General features: G+C 40.5%; 11 protein-coding genes. 8 read left to right on the forward strand and 3 right to left on the reverse strand.

Translation table 11 applies throughout. From position 1 onward, the window contains the following. Positions 1–528: 528 nt before the first annotated feature. The 5 genes from V7K73_RS28210 to V7K73_RS28230 all read left to right on the forward strand — a co-directional run bounded on the left by V7K73_RS28210 (position 529) and on the right by V7K73_RS28230 (position 9,554). Positions 529–2,421, forward strand: coding sequence for a lipoxygenase family protein (locus tag V7K73_RS28210; protein ID WP_334885156.1), 1,893 nt, complete (start codon positions 529–531; stop codon positions 2,419–2,421). 208 nt (positions 2,422–2,629) lie between these two features. Beyond that, a complete protein-coding gene (locus V7K73_RS28215; RefSeq protein WP_334885158.1) occupies positions 2,630–3,994 on the forward strand; it encodes a cytochrome P450 in 1,365 nt (454 codons plus the stop codon). A gap of 362 nt (positions 3,995–4,356) precedes the next feature. Continuing rightward, positions 4,357–4,917 (forward strand): hypothetical protein, encoded by a 561-nt coding sequence (locus tag V7K73_RS28220; protein ID WP_334885160.1) that lies wholly within the window; start codon positions 4,357–4,359, stop codon positions 4,915–4,917. Between the two features lie 95 nt (positions 4,918–5,012). Continuing rightward, entirely contained in the window at positions 5,013–6,689 is a 1,677-nt protein-coding gene (locus V7K73_RS28225) for an alpha/beta hydrolase (RefSeq protein ID WP_334885162.1), read from the forward strand. A 642-nt stretch (positions 6,690–7,331) separates the two neighbouring features. Continuing rightward, positions 7,332–9,554, forward strand: a complete 2,223-nt coding sequence (locus tag V7K73_RS28230) for an FdhF/YdeP family oxidoreductase (RefSeq protein WP_334885164.1) — start codon at positions 7,332–7,334, stop codon at positions 9,552–9,554. Between the two features lie 265 nt (positions 9,555–9,819). On the opposite strand, the gene V7K73_RS28235 is transcribed toward V7K73_RS28230, so the two are convergent. Continuing rightward, complete coding sequence (locus tag V7K73_RS28235) at positions 9,820–10,260, reverse strand: orange carotenoid protein N-terminal domain-containing protein (protein WP_334885165.1); 441 nt, start codon at positions 10,258–10,260, stop codon at positions 9,820–9,822. 351 nt (positions 10,261–10,611) lie between these two features. Between V7K73_RS28235 and V7K73_RS28240 the strand changes: the two genes are divergently transcribed. Beyond that, complete coding sequence (locus tag V7K73_RS28240) at positions 10,612–11,280, forward strand: Uma2 family endonuclease (RefSeq protein ID WP_334885167.1); 669 nt, start codon at positions 10,612–10,614, stop codon at positions 11,278–11,280. A gap of 90 nt (positions 11,281–11,370) precedes the next feature. Here V7K73_RS28240 and V7K73_RS28245 read toward each other — a convergent pair whose 3' ends face one another. Beyond that, on the reverse strand, positions 11,371–12,552 hold the full coding sequence (locus V7K73_RS28245; RefSeq protein ID WP_334885169.1) for a serine hydrolase domain-containing protein: 1,182 nt from the start codon (positions 12,550–12,552) through the stop codon (positions 11,371–11,373). A 279-nt stretch (positions 12,553–12,831) separates the two neighbouring features. Here V7K73_RS28245 and fdhD point away from each other — a divergent pair, with 279 nt between their 5' ends. Beyond that, positions 12,832–13,671 carry a formate dehydrogenase accessory sulfurtransferase FdhD gene (gene fdhD, locus V7K73_RS28250; RefSeq protein WP_334885171.1) on the forward strand — a complete coding sequence of 280 codons (840 nt, stop codon included), beginning with the start codon at positions 12,832–12,834 and terminating at the stop codon, positions 13,669–13,671. Positions 13,672–14,248: 577 nt separating this feature from the next. Further along, a complete protein-coding gene (locus V7K73_RS28255; RefSeq protein ID WP_334885173.1) occupies positions 14,249–15,118 on the forward strand; it encodes a hypothetical protein in 870 nt (289 codons plus the stop codon). Between the two features lie 81 nt (positions 15,119–15,199). On the opposite strand, the gene V7K73_RS28260 is transcribed toward V7K73_RS28255, so the two are convergent. Continuing rightward, complete coding sequence (locus V7K73_RS28260; RefSeq protein WP_334885175.1) at positions 15,200–16,231, reverse strand: VOC family protein; 1,032 nt, start codon at positions 16,229–16,231, stop codon at positions 15,200–15,202. Positions 16,232–16,417: the final 186 nt, after the last annotated feature.

Here is a 16,417-nt window from a genome sequence, read left to right on the forward strand (position 1 = left end):
AACAATTAATCTTTTCTTTTATTAATTTTTTAACTACTTTAATTTTATTAACTGTTTTAACTTGAGGTTAAAATAAAATGGCGATCGCAGTCTTAGATTTGGCGATTTCAGTCCCCACTACAAACTGAGCATCATGTGACATGACTCCAAGGCTAAAGCCTTGGAGCAACTAAAGAATCGAACCACTCCAGACACAGAGGAATGAGGAGGAAAGAGTTTTTTCGTAAGTTTTTTATTTGTCAGTCCCTAACAACGCGTTGGCTGAAGACTTTAGTCGTTATTCGAGAAGTTTAGTACTTACTAGGAACTAATTTCAATATTTTTTACATTACTTAACTTACTTTGATTTGTTCTTGCCTACTTACTTACAATCCTCAGTGAGTAGAGTTCAGGAATTGATAAATTACATAAAATTTCTTTAGAAAAATCACAACTCTGATAAACTTGATTGCCATAATAAGTTTAGGGAATTCAAACCTTTTTATCGAAAACTGTTAAATTCCTGCGTACTAAACATAAGTAGAGTCAATGACTGCTTCATCACCAGATAATTCAATCAGTTCATCAAGTACTCATACTTTAGATATAGCTAGGCAAGAGTATCAATATAACTACGTCCATATTCCATCTATTGCGATGGTGGATCAGCTTTCTATTGCCGAAGAGTTCACCACTAACTGGTATTTTTTATTAGCCCAGCAGTTACGAGTTCTTTTTGTCAATACCTTGATTGTCAACAGAGGCAATCAAGATTCTAAATCGATTCGTGATGATGTCCAAAGGTTTATTTTAGAAGCCTTGCTTAAGGGAGCATTACCAGCCAGAATCAGCATTTTGGCAAGAATCCTGCAAATTATCCCTGAGCTTTTGCTCAAAGGCATATCTAAGGATGTTAGAGAACTCGACAAGCTTTTTTATTTTATCCTGAAAGAAAACGGACTTGTGATCCTCAGAGATGCTCTAAATAGGATAATTAACCTTCTATATGAAGGACAGCCTACAGGACATGCAACCAGTCTCAAGGACTACGAAAATTTGTTTGCGGTGATTGGTGTGCCAGCGATCGCCAAAACTTACCAGGAAGATGAAGTATTTGCCTACATGCGAGTAGCTGGTTACAATCCGGTGATGATCGAGCGAGTAACTAGTCTAGGCGATCGCTTAAGAGTCACAGAGGAACATTACCAAGCAGTGATGGGAAGTGATGATTCATTAGCAGCAGCAGGACTTGAAGGAAGGCTCTACTTAGCAGACTATAAAATTTTATCCGGCGCGATCAACGGTACATATCCACATGAGCAAAAATATGTCTACGCTCCCCTAGCACTGTTTGCCTTACCCAAAGGCTCAGATCCCACCCGGCTATTACGTCCGGTAGCTATTCAATGCGGGCAAACCCCAGGTCCAGATTATCCAATCGTTACCCCTAACTCTGGTAAATACGCTTGGCTTTTTGCCAAAACAGTTGTCCAAATAGCAGATGCCAACATGCACGAAGCTGTTACTCACCTAGCAAGAACTCACCTGTTTGTTGGTGTTTTTGCGATCGCAACTGCTCGACAACTCCCACTCACCCATCCCCTCAGAATTCTGCTGCGCCCGCATTTTGACAGCACTTTAGCAATTAACGATGCCGCCCAACGCATTCTCATTGCTCCTGGCGGTGGCGTAGATAGATTGCTCTCACCATCAATCGATAACTCTCGCGTTTTAGCAGTGCTGGGGTTGCAAAGCTATGGTTTTAATAGTGCCATCTTACCTAAGCAATTCCAACAGCGTGGTGTGGATGATCCCAATTTATTGCCTGTTTATCCTTACCGGGATGATGCATTATTAGTCTGGGATGTAATTCATCAATGGGTTTGCGACTACCTGAACCTTTACTACCCTAGTGATGAAAACATTCAAAAAGATATAGCCCTGCAAAGATGGGCAGCTGAAATCTCAGCTTACGATGGTGGTCGTATCCCCGATTTTGGCGAAGATGGGGGCATCAAAACGCTAAATTACCTGATCGATGCCACTACACTGATTATTTTCACTGCCAGCGCCCAACATGCAGCCGTTAACTTTCCGCAAAAAGATTTGATGGGCTACGCCGCAGCAATTCCAATGGCAGGTTATTTACCAGCCTCAACTCTCAAAAGAGAAGTTACCGAGCAAGACTACCTCAATTTGCTCCCCCCTTTAGATCAGGCACAACGGCAATATAACCTACTCAGCTTATTGGGGTCTGTATACTACAACAAGCTAGGCGAGTATCAGCAAGGATACTTCACAGACGAGAAAGTAAAACCATTGTTAGAGGCATTCCAAAGTCATCTTCAGCAGGTAGAAGATACTATCAAGCAGCGTAATTTGCACCGCCCACCCTATGAGTATCTGCTTCCTTCTAAAATTCCTCAAAGCATCAATATCTGAATTGGGAACTAAGGGAAAAATCAATTTAAAATTTAAAATTTAAAATTGTTGGCGCAGCCTCTAGGAAAAAATAAAAAGACTCAAGGAGATGAGGGAGAAGAATTAATGACAAATGACAAATGGGGAGCATCCCAATTTTCCTTAAATCTTTTCCCTCACCCCCAGCCCCTCTCCCTTCATATGGGAGAGGGCTCCCAACAAATGACAAATGACAGTAAATATTATGACACTTAAAGATAAAGTTCTCAAAGGTCATGCTCGCCAGCTTTGGCTTACACCTATACTAGCCAAAGTAGGTTATGACACTGCGATCGGCAAATTTCTGCGTTTGATTTTCTATTATACGGATGCCTTAATCATACTCAAAGCATGGCGGGACTTTCTCTACATTCGTAAGGACAATATTGGAGACAAGTATTTTGCAGTAGACCAAGCAATTATGCATTCCTCTCACTCCCAAGTGAGGGAACTAATGCAAACCCAACCACAACTGCGGGAAAATGATTTAGGCATCATCAGAATATTAGCTCCTAGCTACCTGCTCGATAATCCTCTCAGCTTGGGAACAAACGGTAACGAACACACAGGACTACGTACTGTGATCTTACAAGCCTTACCAGAACCATCTCAAAAGATAGACTTTTTAGGGAATCTAGTTGAGCAAAGCTTGTTAGAAGCTACTAAACAAGGCAAATTACATATTGGCAACGATTTGCCAAAAATCATCCTATCGATTTTGCATCAACTGGTTTTTCAGATATCTTTATCTGAGGAAGAAATCACAGCATCTGATAGTTACATTAAAGGTTTGGTTCTTGCATCTTTGCCTAATTTTATCAGCAAGTATCTGCTAGCAATATTAACAGCGCCAAAAATTCGGCATCGTCAATATTTAACCAAGCGATATAAACAATCGGTTTTATGGGCATCTTACCTTGAAACAGGCGCTCAGTATCAGTTGAACGAACACCAAATCGTTAATACCCTTTTCGATATGATTCATATTGCTGGTACTGCCGGTACGAGTGCGCTTTTGGGATCTGTTATTGGCGTTCTCTGCTTGGATAATACCCTCAGAAATGATGTAATCTCAGAAGTGAATGCAGTCTGGAATGGCAAGAAAAATTTAGATCCAGACGCTTTAGAACATTTAACACTTCTCAATCAAGTGATTCTAGAAACGGCTCGTCTCTATCCACCTGTACGATTTGTTAGCCAACTTACCACTGAAGCGGGTGAAGTCGAGATTGGAGAACAAAAATGTCCATTCCAAAAAGGTACTCGCTTGCTAGGCTCTATTTTTACGGCTAATCGGGATGCCAATAGATACCAAAATCCAGATGATTTTGACCTAACACGGAATTTTTCAGATATTTTATCTTGGAACGGCGAAGGGCATGAACGAGCTTGTCCTGGTAAATCCTTATCAATTGGTTTTATCAAAATTTTCTGTCTACATCTATTTCATAACTATCAATGGGACTCAATTACAGAAGTCAAGTGGAGTTTTGAAAAAGTGGCTGCTGTTACTCCTAATAATTTAGTACTACAAGGTTTTGCTCAACGAATGTGAATGATGAATTTAGCAGTCGGTAGCTTTAAGTTAGAGGGAAGCATCCCCTCAGGTGCAAAAACTTTGTGTTTGCCCTCATCCCCTAACCCCGAATCCCATATGAAGGGAGAAGGGGAACTAGGGTTAAGCTGTTCCACATTTAACTTGCATATATTGGGCGCTCGTGTCGCCCACCCCACAAGAAATGTACAATTTGAAATTATGCAAAATAGATGTGGTTTAGCTTAGTCTTCCCTCTCCCATCTTTGGGAGAGGGGCTAGGGGTGAGGGAAAAGATTTAAGCACTCATTGGGATGCTCCCAGTGAGAGGATGTTTAAGAAGTATTTTTTGGGTGTGTATTAATTAGGAATTACAAATTAGTATGACTGAATTAATTGAGAAAAAGCAACTCAATAATATTGCAACCTGGATGATTCCAATCAAACAAACAAACTTACCTTCTGTCCTTCAGGGTGTGTTTTTTATGGATGGCAATCCACTGCCAGATACTTGCATTACTATGTACAATTTGGAATGGGACACACAGAATAGAGCTTTAGTTTTGCCGCTCTTTGCCCCGTTACAGTGGACTTTTCATGACTCGATTGCGGGTTGGATATTACTACGTTTAATTCAATGGTTTAAAGTAACTTACAAAATTCAGTTTGAAGATGAAACTTTGCAAGAAGCTCAAATCACACCTGTTTTTCTGGGAATACCAATTTTAAGATCGATTGTAAGTTGTACAATGTCTCAAGACAAAAATTCTCTCAATGGAGATATTTGGCACAGAAAGAACGTTTGGTTTGGCGGGCTTTCTAGGGCTGGTGAGTATACCCTCCGTAAGGTTGTTGATAAAGATGGCCGTTATACTCCTGCTTTTAATGATATGCTTACCAGGGTTAAAAATGAGTGTTTAGCGATCGCACCCCACTCAAATTGACACGGCTTGTTTTTTTGGGTAGCACGTTTGCGCGTTTGTGTGTCAATGCTCTCTTAGAATATAGTAAACCTAAATTGTAAAAGGAAAGAAACCTGATGAACTCTCAGGCTAATCAGAATCTGCCAGACAATCAACCATATAAAATTTACGAATTTAAAAAAAGTAATCAGGAAACAATTTCTGGTTATTTAGTAGTTAGTACTGCAAAACTGAACGTTGAGACAGAAGAAAATAATTCCAATAGAGATTTATCATCAGTTGCTAATAAAAACTTTTTTAATATCAATGATGAACAAGCTGAACCTTCAGCCCAAGAGATGATTGAGAAAATTGCTAAAAGTTTACAATTAAGCCCCGAACCAGAAATTATTATAAATATTCATGGATATAGTTCTACACCATCAGATACAGAGATAGGCTGCAAAAAGATTTATGAATATGTTAATACGCATATTCAGCAACCAAATAAGTATATTTTTATCGGATATAGATGGCCATCGGAAAATCCCATAAAAAAGGATGAGTCTGGTGACTTTAGGCAAAAGCTAATCAACGCATTTTCTTCTCTACCAACTTTACTAGCTATCAATTTAGTTTTGGGACTAACAATTAGTATATGGTCTGCCATAGTTTTATTGTTCTTAAATATTTTGAATAATACCGCCGTTCACTTGTTCACAGCGATGTTAATTTTATCTGGCATTGTATCTTCACTTATTTTTACATTAATTATTCTCAGGCTCTCTACTTATTTTCGTGATATTTATAGAGCGAGTAATTATGGGGTTACAGATTTAGTTGAATTGATTAGACAGCTTGATTATACTGTAAAATTGCCCCCAAATCAACGGATTAAATTATCTTTTATTAGTCATAGTATGGGTTGTTTTGTAGTTACAGATGTAATTCGTATTCTCTCTGATGTTTTTGACATTAAATCTATTAATAAAAAACCAGATTCTGATATTGGCAATGTATTTAAATTAGGCAGACTTGTGCTAGTTGCACCTGATATTCCTGTAGAAAGTATCTTACCAGGACGTGCTAATTTTCTTCGTTCTTCTTTACGTCGCTGCGAAGAAGCTTATATATTTTGTAATGAGGGAGACTTAGCGTTACGATTTACCTCTACTGCTGCAAATTATTTTAGTTTCCCAGCGCGAACTCGGATTAGTGGCTACAGGCTTGGTAATATAACAGTTAAGCATTTTAACAATAAAAATGATTTAGTAGGTCACACACCCAAATATGGAGTTGTTAATTTACATAAACAAGACTCTGACAAAGGTTACAGTCTTGATAACCCTTATAAATATTTAGAAATTCGTTCTTCTAATAGAGAACATAGAAGACTTGAAGAAATAACTCAAATGTCAGAAGATTTGGTACAACCCGCAGATTTATTTACATATTTTGACTGCACAGATTATAAAGATGACCGGATGAATCAAATAGGACTTGTTAGTTCTGCCATCCAAAAGCCAGCGATAAATTTTGGGAATTATATTTTCCTAACCTTGGCATTTATTCGCAAGTCTATTAACAATAGAGATCCTCAAGGTGTTGATACCCACACGGGCTATTTTCAAGGTGGTTTTAGTCAGAAAGCTATCTACGAATTAGCTTTTTTAGGATTTCAAGGATTTTTGCAATCTTTGTCAATTGAAGGAGAGGAGTCCGAACAAATTAACGTTTTTTCTCAAAGATGCCACGAAAAGCAAATTCAAGTGATTATTGCGCCGCAAATTTATCAACAAAAGACTCAACTTTAGACAACCTGGCGACTATAAGTCGCGGCTATACAGACAAAACCCACCTCCGTGGGTTTGAAACCCTTGATTTTCTCTTACTCCACGGTGGTGGACGTTGCTTGTGTAGTAGCGAATTTTATTCACCCAATACTTTTCAAACATCCTCAGGACTTACTCTTTCAAGGCAGTGAAAGCCCTGATTTCCCGTAGGGGCAATTCATGAATTGCCCCTACATTTCGTACCTAATGCGTAAGTCCTAATCCTCTTACGCTACTCGCCACACTTTCGCTACCTAGTCCATCAGCGGTGGGATATCGCCTGATAAAGTCGCGCTGTGGATTGGGGATACCGTCGAAACGGTATTAGGGATTTCCAAGAAATAAATTATCGAAATAAACGAACCACAGAGACAAGGCAGCGCGGTCTTGGGGGTTTCCCCCATGAGCGACTGCCGCGCAGAGAACACACAGAGAGAAGAAATATAGAGAATTTTTGCGTCAGTTTTGGGATATTTTTTTATTTGGAAGTCCCTTAACTTACTATTGCCATCCAGAAATAGTCAGTGCTGAGTGTCCCAACTTTTAAAAAATCATGCTACTTAAATGCTACTTAAACGGTAGTGTAGAGAATGACCATATCAGCTTATAGGGAGGGGGCGTGTCATGTTGCCAAAACCCAAGAAATATTGGACACCCCAGCACTGGGCAAGTTGGAAGCCTTTCGGGATTGGCGAACAGTATCCTAATAATTATTGGGAGGTATTTCGGGCGATTTGGCTGTCTCGTGACAAACTACCTTACGCATGGAATATTCTTGATAAAGGTGTCTGCGATGGTTGCGCTCTCGGAACAACCGGGATGAAAGATTGGACTTTAGATGGGATTCATCTGTGCAATGTCCGGTTGCGGCTGTTGCAGATGAATACTATGCCAGCTTTTGACCCTGTGCTATTGGAAGATGTTTCACAGTTACAAAAGCAAAAAAGTGGACAATTACGTGACTTGGGAAGACTTCCATACCCGATGCTCCGTCAACGAGGCGAAAAAGGCTTTCGCCGTGTGAGTTGGGATGAAGCTTTAGGAGTAATTAGCGATCGCATTCGCACTACCACACCAGACCGCCTCAGTTTCTATGTTACCAGTCGCGGTACTGTCAACGAAACTTATTATGCTACCCAAAAAGCTGTGCGGGCAATGGGAAGCAATAATATTGATAATGCTGCCCGCATTTGCCATTCCCCCAGTACAGCAGGACTAAAAGCTGCTCTCGGTGCAGGCGCTACCACCTGTTCTTATAAAGACTGGATTGGAACTGATTTATTAGTCTTCATTGGCTCTAATGTTGCCAATAATCAGCCTGTAACCGTTAAATATCTTCATTATGCCAAAAAAGCTGGCACAAAAATTGTAGTTATTAATACTTACCGCGAACCAGGAATGGAGCGCTACTGGGTACCATCAATTGTAGAAAGTGCCGTTTTCGGTACAAAGTTTGCCGAAGACTTCTTCTTAATCAACATGGGCGGGGATATAGCATTTTTGAATGGCACTATTAAACATATAATTGCTAACAACTGGGTAGACGAGTCATTTATAAATTTCTACACAGATGGCTTTGCCGAACTCAAAGCATCGTTAGAAAACCAATCTTGGGAAGAATTAGAGCGGCTTTCTGGAACATCTCGTAAAGAAATGTACGCTTTTGCCAAAATGGTCAATGAAGCGAATAAAGCCGTATTTGTTTGGAGTATGGGCATTACTCAGCATGAATGCGGTGAAGATAATGTGCGAAGTATCATTAACTTAGCTCTCACCAAGGGTTTTGTTGGTCGGGAAGGCTGCGGTTTAATGCCAATTCGCGGCCACTCTGGGGTGCAGGGTGGCGCAGAGATGGGATGTTACGCGACAGTACTTCCTGGTGGTAAACCCATTACCTCAGAAAATGCTGCCCAATTGAGCCAACATTGGGGCTTTGAAGTGCCAGCAAGTAAAGGTTTAATTGCTCCAGAAATGATTAACGCTGCACATCAAGGAGAAATAGAAGTATTGGTTTCTGTGGGCGGGAATTTTTTAGAAGTACTACCAGAACCAGATTATGTGGAAGCGGCGCTGAAGAAAATACCTCTGCGGGTACATATAGATATTGTTCTCTCTAGCCAAATGTTGGTGGAACCTGCTGATACTGTGGTGCTTTTACCTGCGACGACTCGCTACGAAATACCGGGGGGAGTCACAGAAACTAACACCGAACGCCGGGTAATTTTCAGTCCAGAGATTCCGGGGCCGCGCATTGGAGAAGCGCGTCCTGAGTGGGAAGTATTTTTAGAATTAGCAAGGCGGGTAAAGCCAGATTTGGCAGATAAGCTGGCTTTTGTTGACACAGCTGCTATCCGTGAAGAAATTGCTCAAGTTGTCCCCCAATATGCAGGTATTCAACACTTACAACAGGCTGGCGATCAGTTTCAGTATGGCGGCTCACATTTATGCTTTGGCTGGAATTTTCCTACAGCAGATGGTAAAGCCCACTTTGGGGTATTATTACCACGCGAAAGAGAATTACCAGAGGGTTATTTTTTATTAGCAACGCGCCGAGGCAAACAATTTAATAGTATGGTGCAGGAACGCAAGGATGCAATTACTGGGGCGATGCGAGAGGCGGTGCTAATGAATGCTGCTGATGCAACACAGTTGGGTTTAAAAGATAGCGATCGCGTCATTCTTAAGAATGATTTAGGCGAGTTGTTCTGTCAAGTTTATATTGCGCCAATTCAGTCACGAAACTTGCAAGTACATTGGCCAGAAGGGAATGTGCTACTAGATAAAACTAAGCGATCGCTCGAAGGTGTTCCTGATTATAATGCGATCGTGCGGTTGGAAAAAATCTGAATCAAGCCTCATTTTTCCAGTTTATTTCAACCATATCTATCGTAGGGACAAAGCATTGCTGTGTCCTTACAGGTTGATCTATTTACTTTTAGTTATCCTCAATTCTAGGGGAGCATCCCGTCAGGTGCAAAAACTTTGTGTTTGCCCTCATCCACTGATAGCCCTCATCCCCTAACCCCTTCTCCCATCTTTGGGAGAAAGGGAACTAGAATTATGTCTCCCCTCTCCCATATTTGGGAGAGGGGCTGGGGGTGAGGGAAAAGATTTAACTACCGAACCCTTGCACCACACTCAACATAAAATTAACGCGTTGCTCAAACTCTAGCTTTTTGACCAATGCGACAAATTCATCCGTTTCACCAGGAAGTTGATAATCGGAAGGTACTTGAATTACGGTTCCATTGTCCATTCCTTGTGCCAGCAGTAGCCAAACGTCTAATTTGGTATTGGGACTTAGACTATTATAGGTTTGGCTTGCACCATTAATAATGTCCCGTTGTGCTTGCAGTTGTTCTTCTTGAGACAAATCTTGGATTTGGTCGAACACTGCTTTAGCTATAGCTTCTACGCTTTCAGGAGGTGCTGGGTTTAGCTGCTCTTTAAGATCGAGGTAACCGAACCAAAGTAGGGCTAGCTGAGTATCTACATCAAAGCCTTTAAAAGTTTCTAAAGCTGGTTTTGTTGCTTCATCAGCTGTGTAAGTCATAAAAAACTCCAACTAAGTTAAGGATATTTTGATTTTTTCGGTTACTTACTGAGAAAATTTACTTTCAGTACTTCATACAACTTAACGAATAAATGTAAATAGATAACCCCACTTAGGGTAGGTATAACACTCACTACATAAGACAGATATAGATAACTCAAGTTGCTAGTTACAAAAATGCCTGTTTGGATGTATGGAAAGCAAAGATAAATGTTAAGACTTTAAGTAGCGTCTGTGACAGTCAGCGATCGCTTGAAGGGGTTCTTGATTATAATGCGATCGCGCCTCTGGAAAAACAAACTTAGATTACGGTAAGTTTATATCACCCATATCACCCCAAAACTTCCAGCCATGTCCGCCGCCAAAGATTTTGAATTCCCAAATGATGTAATATTTCCTCTAGGGGATTTATATAGTGACGAACCACCATTAGAAAGCGAATTACATCTACGCCAAATAATTCTGCTATTGCAATCTTTGGAATTGTGGTGGCGAAACAGCAATGACTTTTACGCTGCGGGTAATCTAACAATTTACTACAGCCAACGCCAGAAGAGGTCAGAAGAATTTCGGGGTCCAGATTTTTTTGTAGTGCTGGGATGTCAACGCAAAGTTCGCAAAAGTTGGGTTGTTTGGGAAGAAGATGGGAAATATCCCAACATAATTGTAGAGCTTCTCTCGAATTCTACAGCCGCAACTGACAAGGGTTTGAAAAAACAAATTTTTCAAGATATCTTTCGCACACCAGAATATTTTTGGTTCGATCCCAATAATTTAGAATTTGCTGGCTTTATCTTGATTGGCGGTACTTATGAACCGATAGAACCTAATCCTCAAGGATGGTTGTGGAGTCAGCAGTTAAATTTGTACTTGGGTGTTTATGAACATAAATTGCGCTATTTCACTGCGGAAGGGAATCTAGTTCCTACACCGGAAGAAGTCGCTGAACAAGAACGACAACGTGCTGAACGCCTAGCAGCCAAATTGCGAGAACTCAACATTGACCCAGATATGATTTAAAGTATGTAGATTAGCTCTAAAAATCATGGAATCAGACTAGTAGGGTGAACATGATAATGTCAGCCCTAAAAGCATAATTACAAAATACTATCAATGATTCTCGACAATATCTAGACCTGTCCTAGCTACTGATTTAATATCAACATCCTGATTGTTTAGCAGCACTATTATAGTGGTATCTTGATTAGGGAGATATGCAAGCAATGTTGTAAAGCCATAAGCTATACCACTATGTCCAATTGCTTTTGCTAAAGGAGATGAAAACCGTTCTACGCCCAACCCATAGCTATAACCTTCACCATTATCTTTAAATTTCAACATTTCTTTGATCGTCTTCGGGGAGAGTAAGGTTTTTTTGGCAAATAAGGCTTTAGCGAACTTGGCTAAATCTTGTGCTGTTGAAACTAATGCACCATCTCCTAAACCATTACCATCATTGACTTTGGCGTAGCTATCTAGCTTACCATTTTTATTGCGATCGCCATAACCTGTAGCAACTTCTCCAATTGTCGGTTCGCGCAATTCCGTAAAGGTATGTTTTAATCCTAATGGTTTAAAAATCTGACTGCGGGTTGCTTGTGCAAGAGTTCCCCTAGTGATATTTTCAACAATCAGTTCCAAAAGAATGTAGTTGCAATCAGTATAAATAAATTTTTCTCCGGGATTTGCCCGCGGTTGCTCTCGGTACATATACTTAATAGCTTCTCTGGCTGTCCAAGGCTGTGAGCGGCTTCTTTTCGCAGTAGCTTTAATAAACTCTTTTGTATCTAAGTATTCAGCAACACCACTGGTATGGTTGAGTAGTTGACGAACTGTAATTTTGTCGCTGTTGATAATATGAGGACTGATATCTCTTGGTAAGTAGGTAGCGATCGCTCGATCTAATTGTATCTTTCCTTGCTCGACTAATTTCAGCACAACCACCGCCACAAAAGTTTTACTCATACTGGCAATAGAAAAGCCATCTGTGGGTTTCATCCGGGTTTTGGTTGACAAATTATTGACACCAGATGCTCCCAGCCAAGAACCTTTAGGCGTAATAATATACATTACTGCCCCAGGGGCTTTCTGTTCTATAACTATCTCATTTAAAAATTTCTGTAGTTGAGAACTTTTTCCTACAGTCGAGGTAGACATGACTTGTTTGGCAAGAGATTTTTCAATTACTCTCTGACTAATATTATTAGCCACTAGGTATCCTGTAAAACCAAGGGAAATCACAAAGACTATTGCAAATAAAATTTTTCTGAAAGCCAAAAGTTTTAGGTTCATTTTACTTCCTAAAGAGAAACCGCATAAAGTAGTTGGTGAGCATCAACAGTAAACCAAATAATTACTAATTCGTAATTCGTAATTAAGAGGTTACAGTAACCAATACTGATAGCGACGCGCCAAGCAAGTCCACGGACTCTGTAAGAGTTGCAAGCTACGCTTTTAACGTCTCGTAGAGAGCGTCTTGTAACTACGAATTACTTTGACATCTGATATACAAATAGCATTACTTTGTTCCCAGATTAGTATCAAAATTTAGATTCATCAACTCTCATAAATATGAAAATGCCAACTAAAAGCAAGACCAAAGCCAGTGTCTGGGTAGTGGAAAATGGTAAAATGCGATCGCGTTTAGACCAACTCACCACCGAAGAACCTTTAGAAATTCGCCTTGTCCCTCTCCAGAAGACAGTAGCTGTAACTATGCGAACACCAGGAGCAGATTTTGAACTAGCAGCTGGTTTCCTCTACAGTGAAGGAGTCGTTAGCCACAGAGAAGATATCCGACGGATTAGTTACTGTGTGGATGAATTGGTAGATGGTGAGCAGCGCCATAACATCGTAAATGTAGAACTGCGGGATGGTTTGATTCCAGACTTACAGCCTTTGGAGCGTCATTTCTACACTAGTAGCGCCTGTGGGGTGTGTGGTAAAGCTAGCCTTGAAGCTTTGCGTCTGCGGGGATGTCCAGTGATTCCTGCTGGCCCAACAGTAACACCTGAGATCATCTATAGCCTACCTGATAAGCTCCGGGCGGCTCAAGGTATCTTTACTGCTACAGGGGGTTTACACGCTGCGGCTACCTTCAATGCTCAAGGACAACTGATAAACTTGCGCGAAGATGTAGGACGACACAATGCTTTGGATAAATTAATTGGTACAGCTTTGCTCTGTGACGAATTGCCTTTAAATGATTGTATTGTTTTAGTGAGCGGACGCTCTAGTTTTGAGATTTTGCAAAAATCTGCAACTGCTGGAGTTCCCATTGTCTGTTCTGTTTCCGCTCCCAGTAGTTTGGCGGTGTCTGTCGCCAAGGAATTCGGAATTACCTTAATTGGATTCCTGCGCGGAGAACGGTTTAATATTTACACTGGTTTACAAAGAATAAACGCTGCTTAGGAGGGAGCATCCCGTCAGGTGCAAAAACTTTGTGTTTGCCCTCATCCCTTAACCCCGAATCCCTTCATATGGGATTCGAGGAACTAGAATTATGTCTCCCCTCTCCTTCAGATGGGAGAGGGGCTGGGGGTGAGGGAAAAGATTTAAGCCAAAATTGGGATGCTCCCGCTTAGGAACACGGATTTAACAAAGTCAGGACTTACGCAAAAACTCTCTCAAACTCTTATTCCTCTGTGTCGCGCCAGTTGCTTCTCCGAAGGGGAGACGCGCAAGGGACAAGTCGGGGGACCCGCAAGGGCGCACTGGCTTCTCTGCGTCAATACGGTTCGTTTTTTGGTCATTTTGCGTAAGTCCTAAAAGTTTAAGGGTTTAATTCCCGTAAATTAAGAAACCAAAAAAACAATCATTGTAATAATTCTTTACAGTGTATCTAAAAAAGCGCGTATCTTGGCTTAACCCCATAACCACAATTAAAGAAAATAATGTTGCAATTTTCTGCATTGACAACATGGTTATTTTTTATGCAAGAATAACAACATAAACAGTAGAAACACTTAAATGCAAGGGGGTTACTGATATGTCTCTAAATATCAACGACGTATTTGATGCCAATTTTTATCGGGCTGCCAATTCCGACTTAGCTGGTTTAAACGATACTCAAGCTTTATCCCAGTTCCAGGCTTATGGTTTAAACCAAGGTCGTTCCTTCTCACCACTTGTGGATTTGAGTTTCTATCGGGCTAGCAATTCTGACCTAAAAAATCTTAACAATAGCCAATTGTTAGATCATCTCGAGAATCATGGTGTAGCTGAGGGACGCACTTTCTCTCCATTTGTTGACCTCACCTATTATCGAGATTCCAACAGTGACCTCAAAAGCTTTAACAACGAGCAACTATTTAATCATCTGGAAAACAACGGTATTTCTGAGGGACGTGATTTTGATCCACTTTTCAGTTTAGGGCAATATAAGTCGCTTAACTCTGACCTGGCAAACCTAAATAACTCTCAACTGTTGAACGATTTGGAAATCAATGGGATAAACGAAGGGCGTCAGTTCTCACCCTATTTTGACTTCAACTACTATCGCGCTAACAACAAAGACTTGGCTAATTTGAACAACAGTCAGTTGTTGCAGCATTTTGAAATCAATGGGATAAATGAAGGGCGTAAGTCTTCACCCTTCTTTGACGTTGGTAACTATAAAGCGAATAATCCCGACTTGGCTTCTTTAAAAGGCATCACTTTACTCGAACACCTTGATTTACACGAATTTGAAGGACGTCAGACTGCTAGTGAAAATGCCGAAAACACATTAAACACTGCTTCCCAACTTCCGAGCGGTTCAACTTATAGTAAAGGATCGAATGTCCCCTCATCCAATCTTAATAACTACTCCAAATCCCCTGTAAGTACTGATAATACATATAAGGTAATTATTCCTTGATGGTACAGAGCAACTAAATTAAAGAAGAGAAAATTGCGCTCGCCAGAATTACAGATTAAAAATATGGCGTTGCCGAATTATTTAATTACTTTCTAGCAAAGTCCAGAAGTAGCCATCTGGCGCAACGAAAGAAAAACTCGTCTCGCCAAACTCATTACTAATGATATCTGTAACTTTTTGTACAGTACTTGCTTTGATGCGATCGCAATACTCCTGTATTCCCTTTACCCGGTAGGTATATAAAGACATACCCAAGCTACCTGGTTGGGCAGCTTCAAAGCGCGATTCTAAATTTATCTCTTCTGGGAATCGAATAATATAAAGTCTACCACTGCGGGCGGCCATCAGATCAGACTTAGAAGAACGGGGATCGTCAAACGTCGTGACAATAAACTTTTCACCAGGATTAAGGTCAAAAATATCTTTACCTGCTGGTGAAGATTCATAGCTAGTTTCGACATCATCACGCACACGCAGCAAACCTAAAACTTCTTCATAAAACTTCAGCGTTTCTTTGCTGTCATCTTGAACAATGATTCCTAGATGGGTAAACTGACTAGTCTTGAGAGCCGCATTATGGTTAACTTGTCCGTAATGCGGTAATGTATAGCCAAAGCGTTGAAATAAAACCTGTCGAGCTAATGGTTGTAGTAGTAGCATTTCTCGCACACCAGCTGCTGGCTCAATAAAAGGACGGCTTTTCCTCTCTTTGTTGTAGATGACTTCCCAATAAGGGTTAGTATACCTAATAGGCAAACCTGCCCCTTTTGCATCCTCTATATGATTTAAGATACTTAAAACATCTGCCGTTAAGCTTGTCGCCCAGCGATTGCCTTTAATTTTCATTGAAGCTGTTCCCAAACCTTCATGGCTGGGGTTTTGCCAAACCATCAGCCGGATCAAACCATGATCTGAATTTTGGTGGTAGAGGCGAATTGAGCGTAAAGATGAATTCACCCCATATAATTGATTAGCTACATCTGCGGTTAATTCACCCATTTCACCAATGCGATAGCCAAATTGCTCCCAATACTGAATTGCAGAAATTGGCTCTGGAATCCCAATACAGACTTCATAGATACCTGTAATTGCGGTTTGTTGTTCTTGAGTCATAGCAATTTTAGATTTTAGATTTTAGATTGGTTCAAAATAAATAAAGCTTGTCATATCATGTCCAGCTAATTAAGTAGGTAGGCAAGATAAAACCAAAGTATGTAACGAAAAGTAAAATCTCTGTATTTGGCTCGTAGTTGCGCTTTAGCGCTAAAGCGCAACTACGAGCCAGTGATGATTATTTGC

Source organism: Nostoc sp. (assembly GCF_036916975.1).
Lineage (GTDB): Bacteria > Cyanobacteriota > Cyanobacteriia > Cyanobacteriales > Nostocaceae > Nostoc.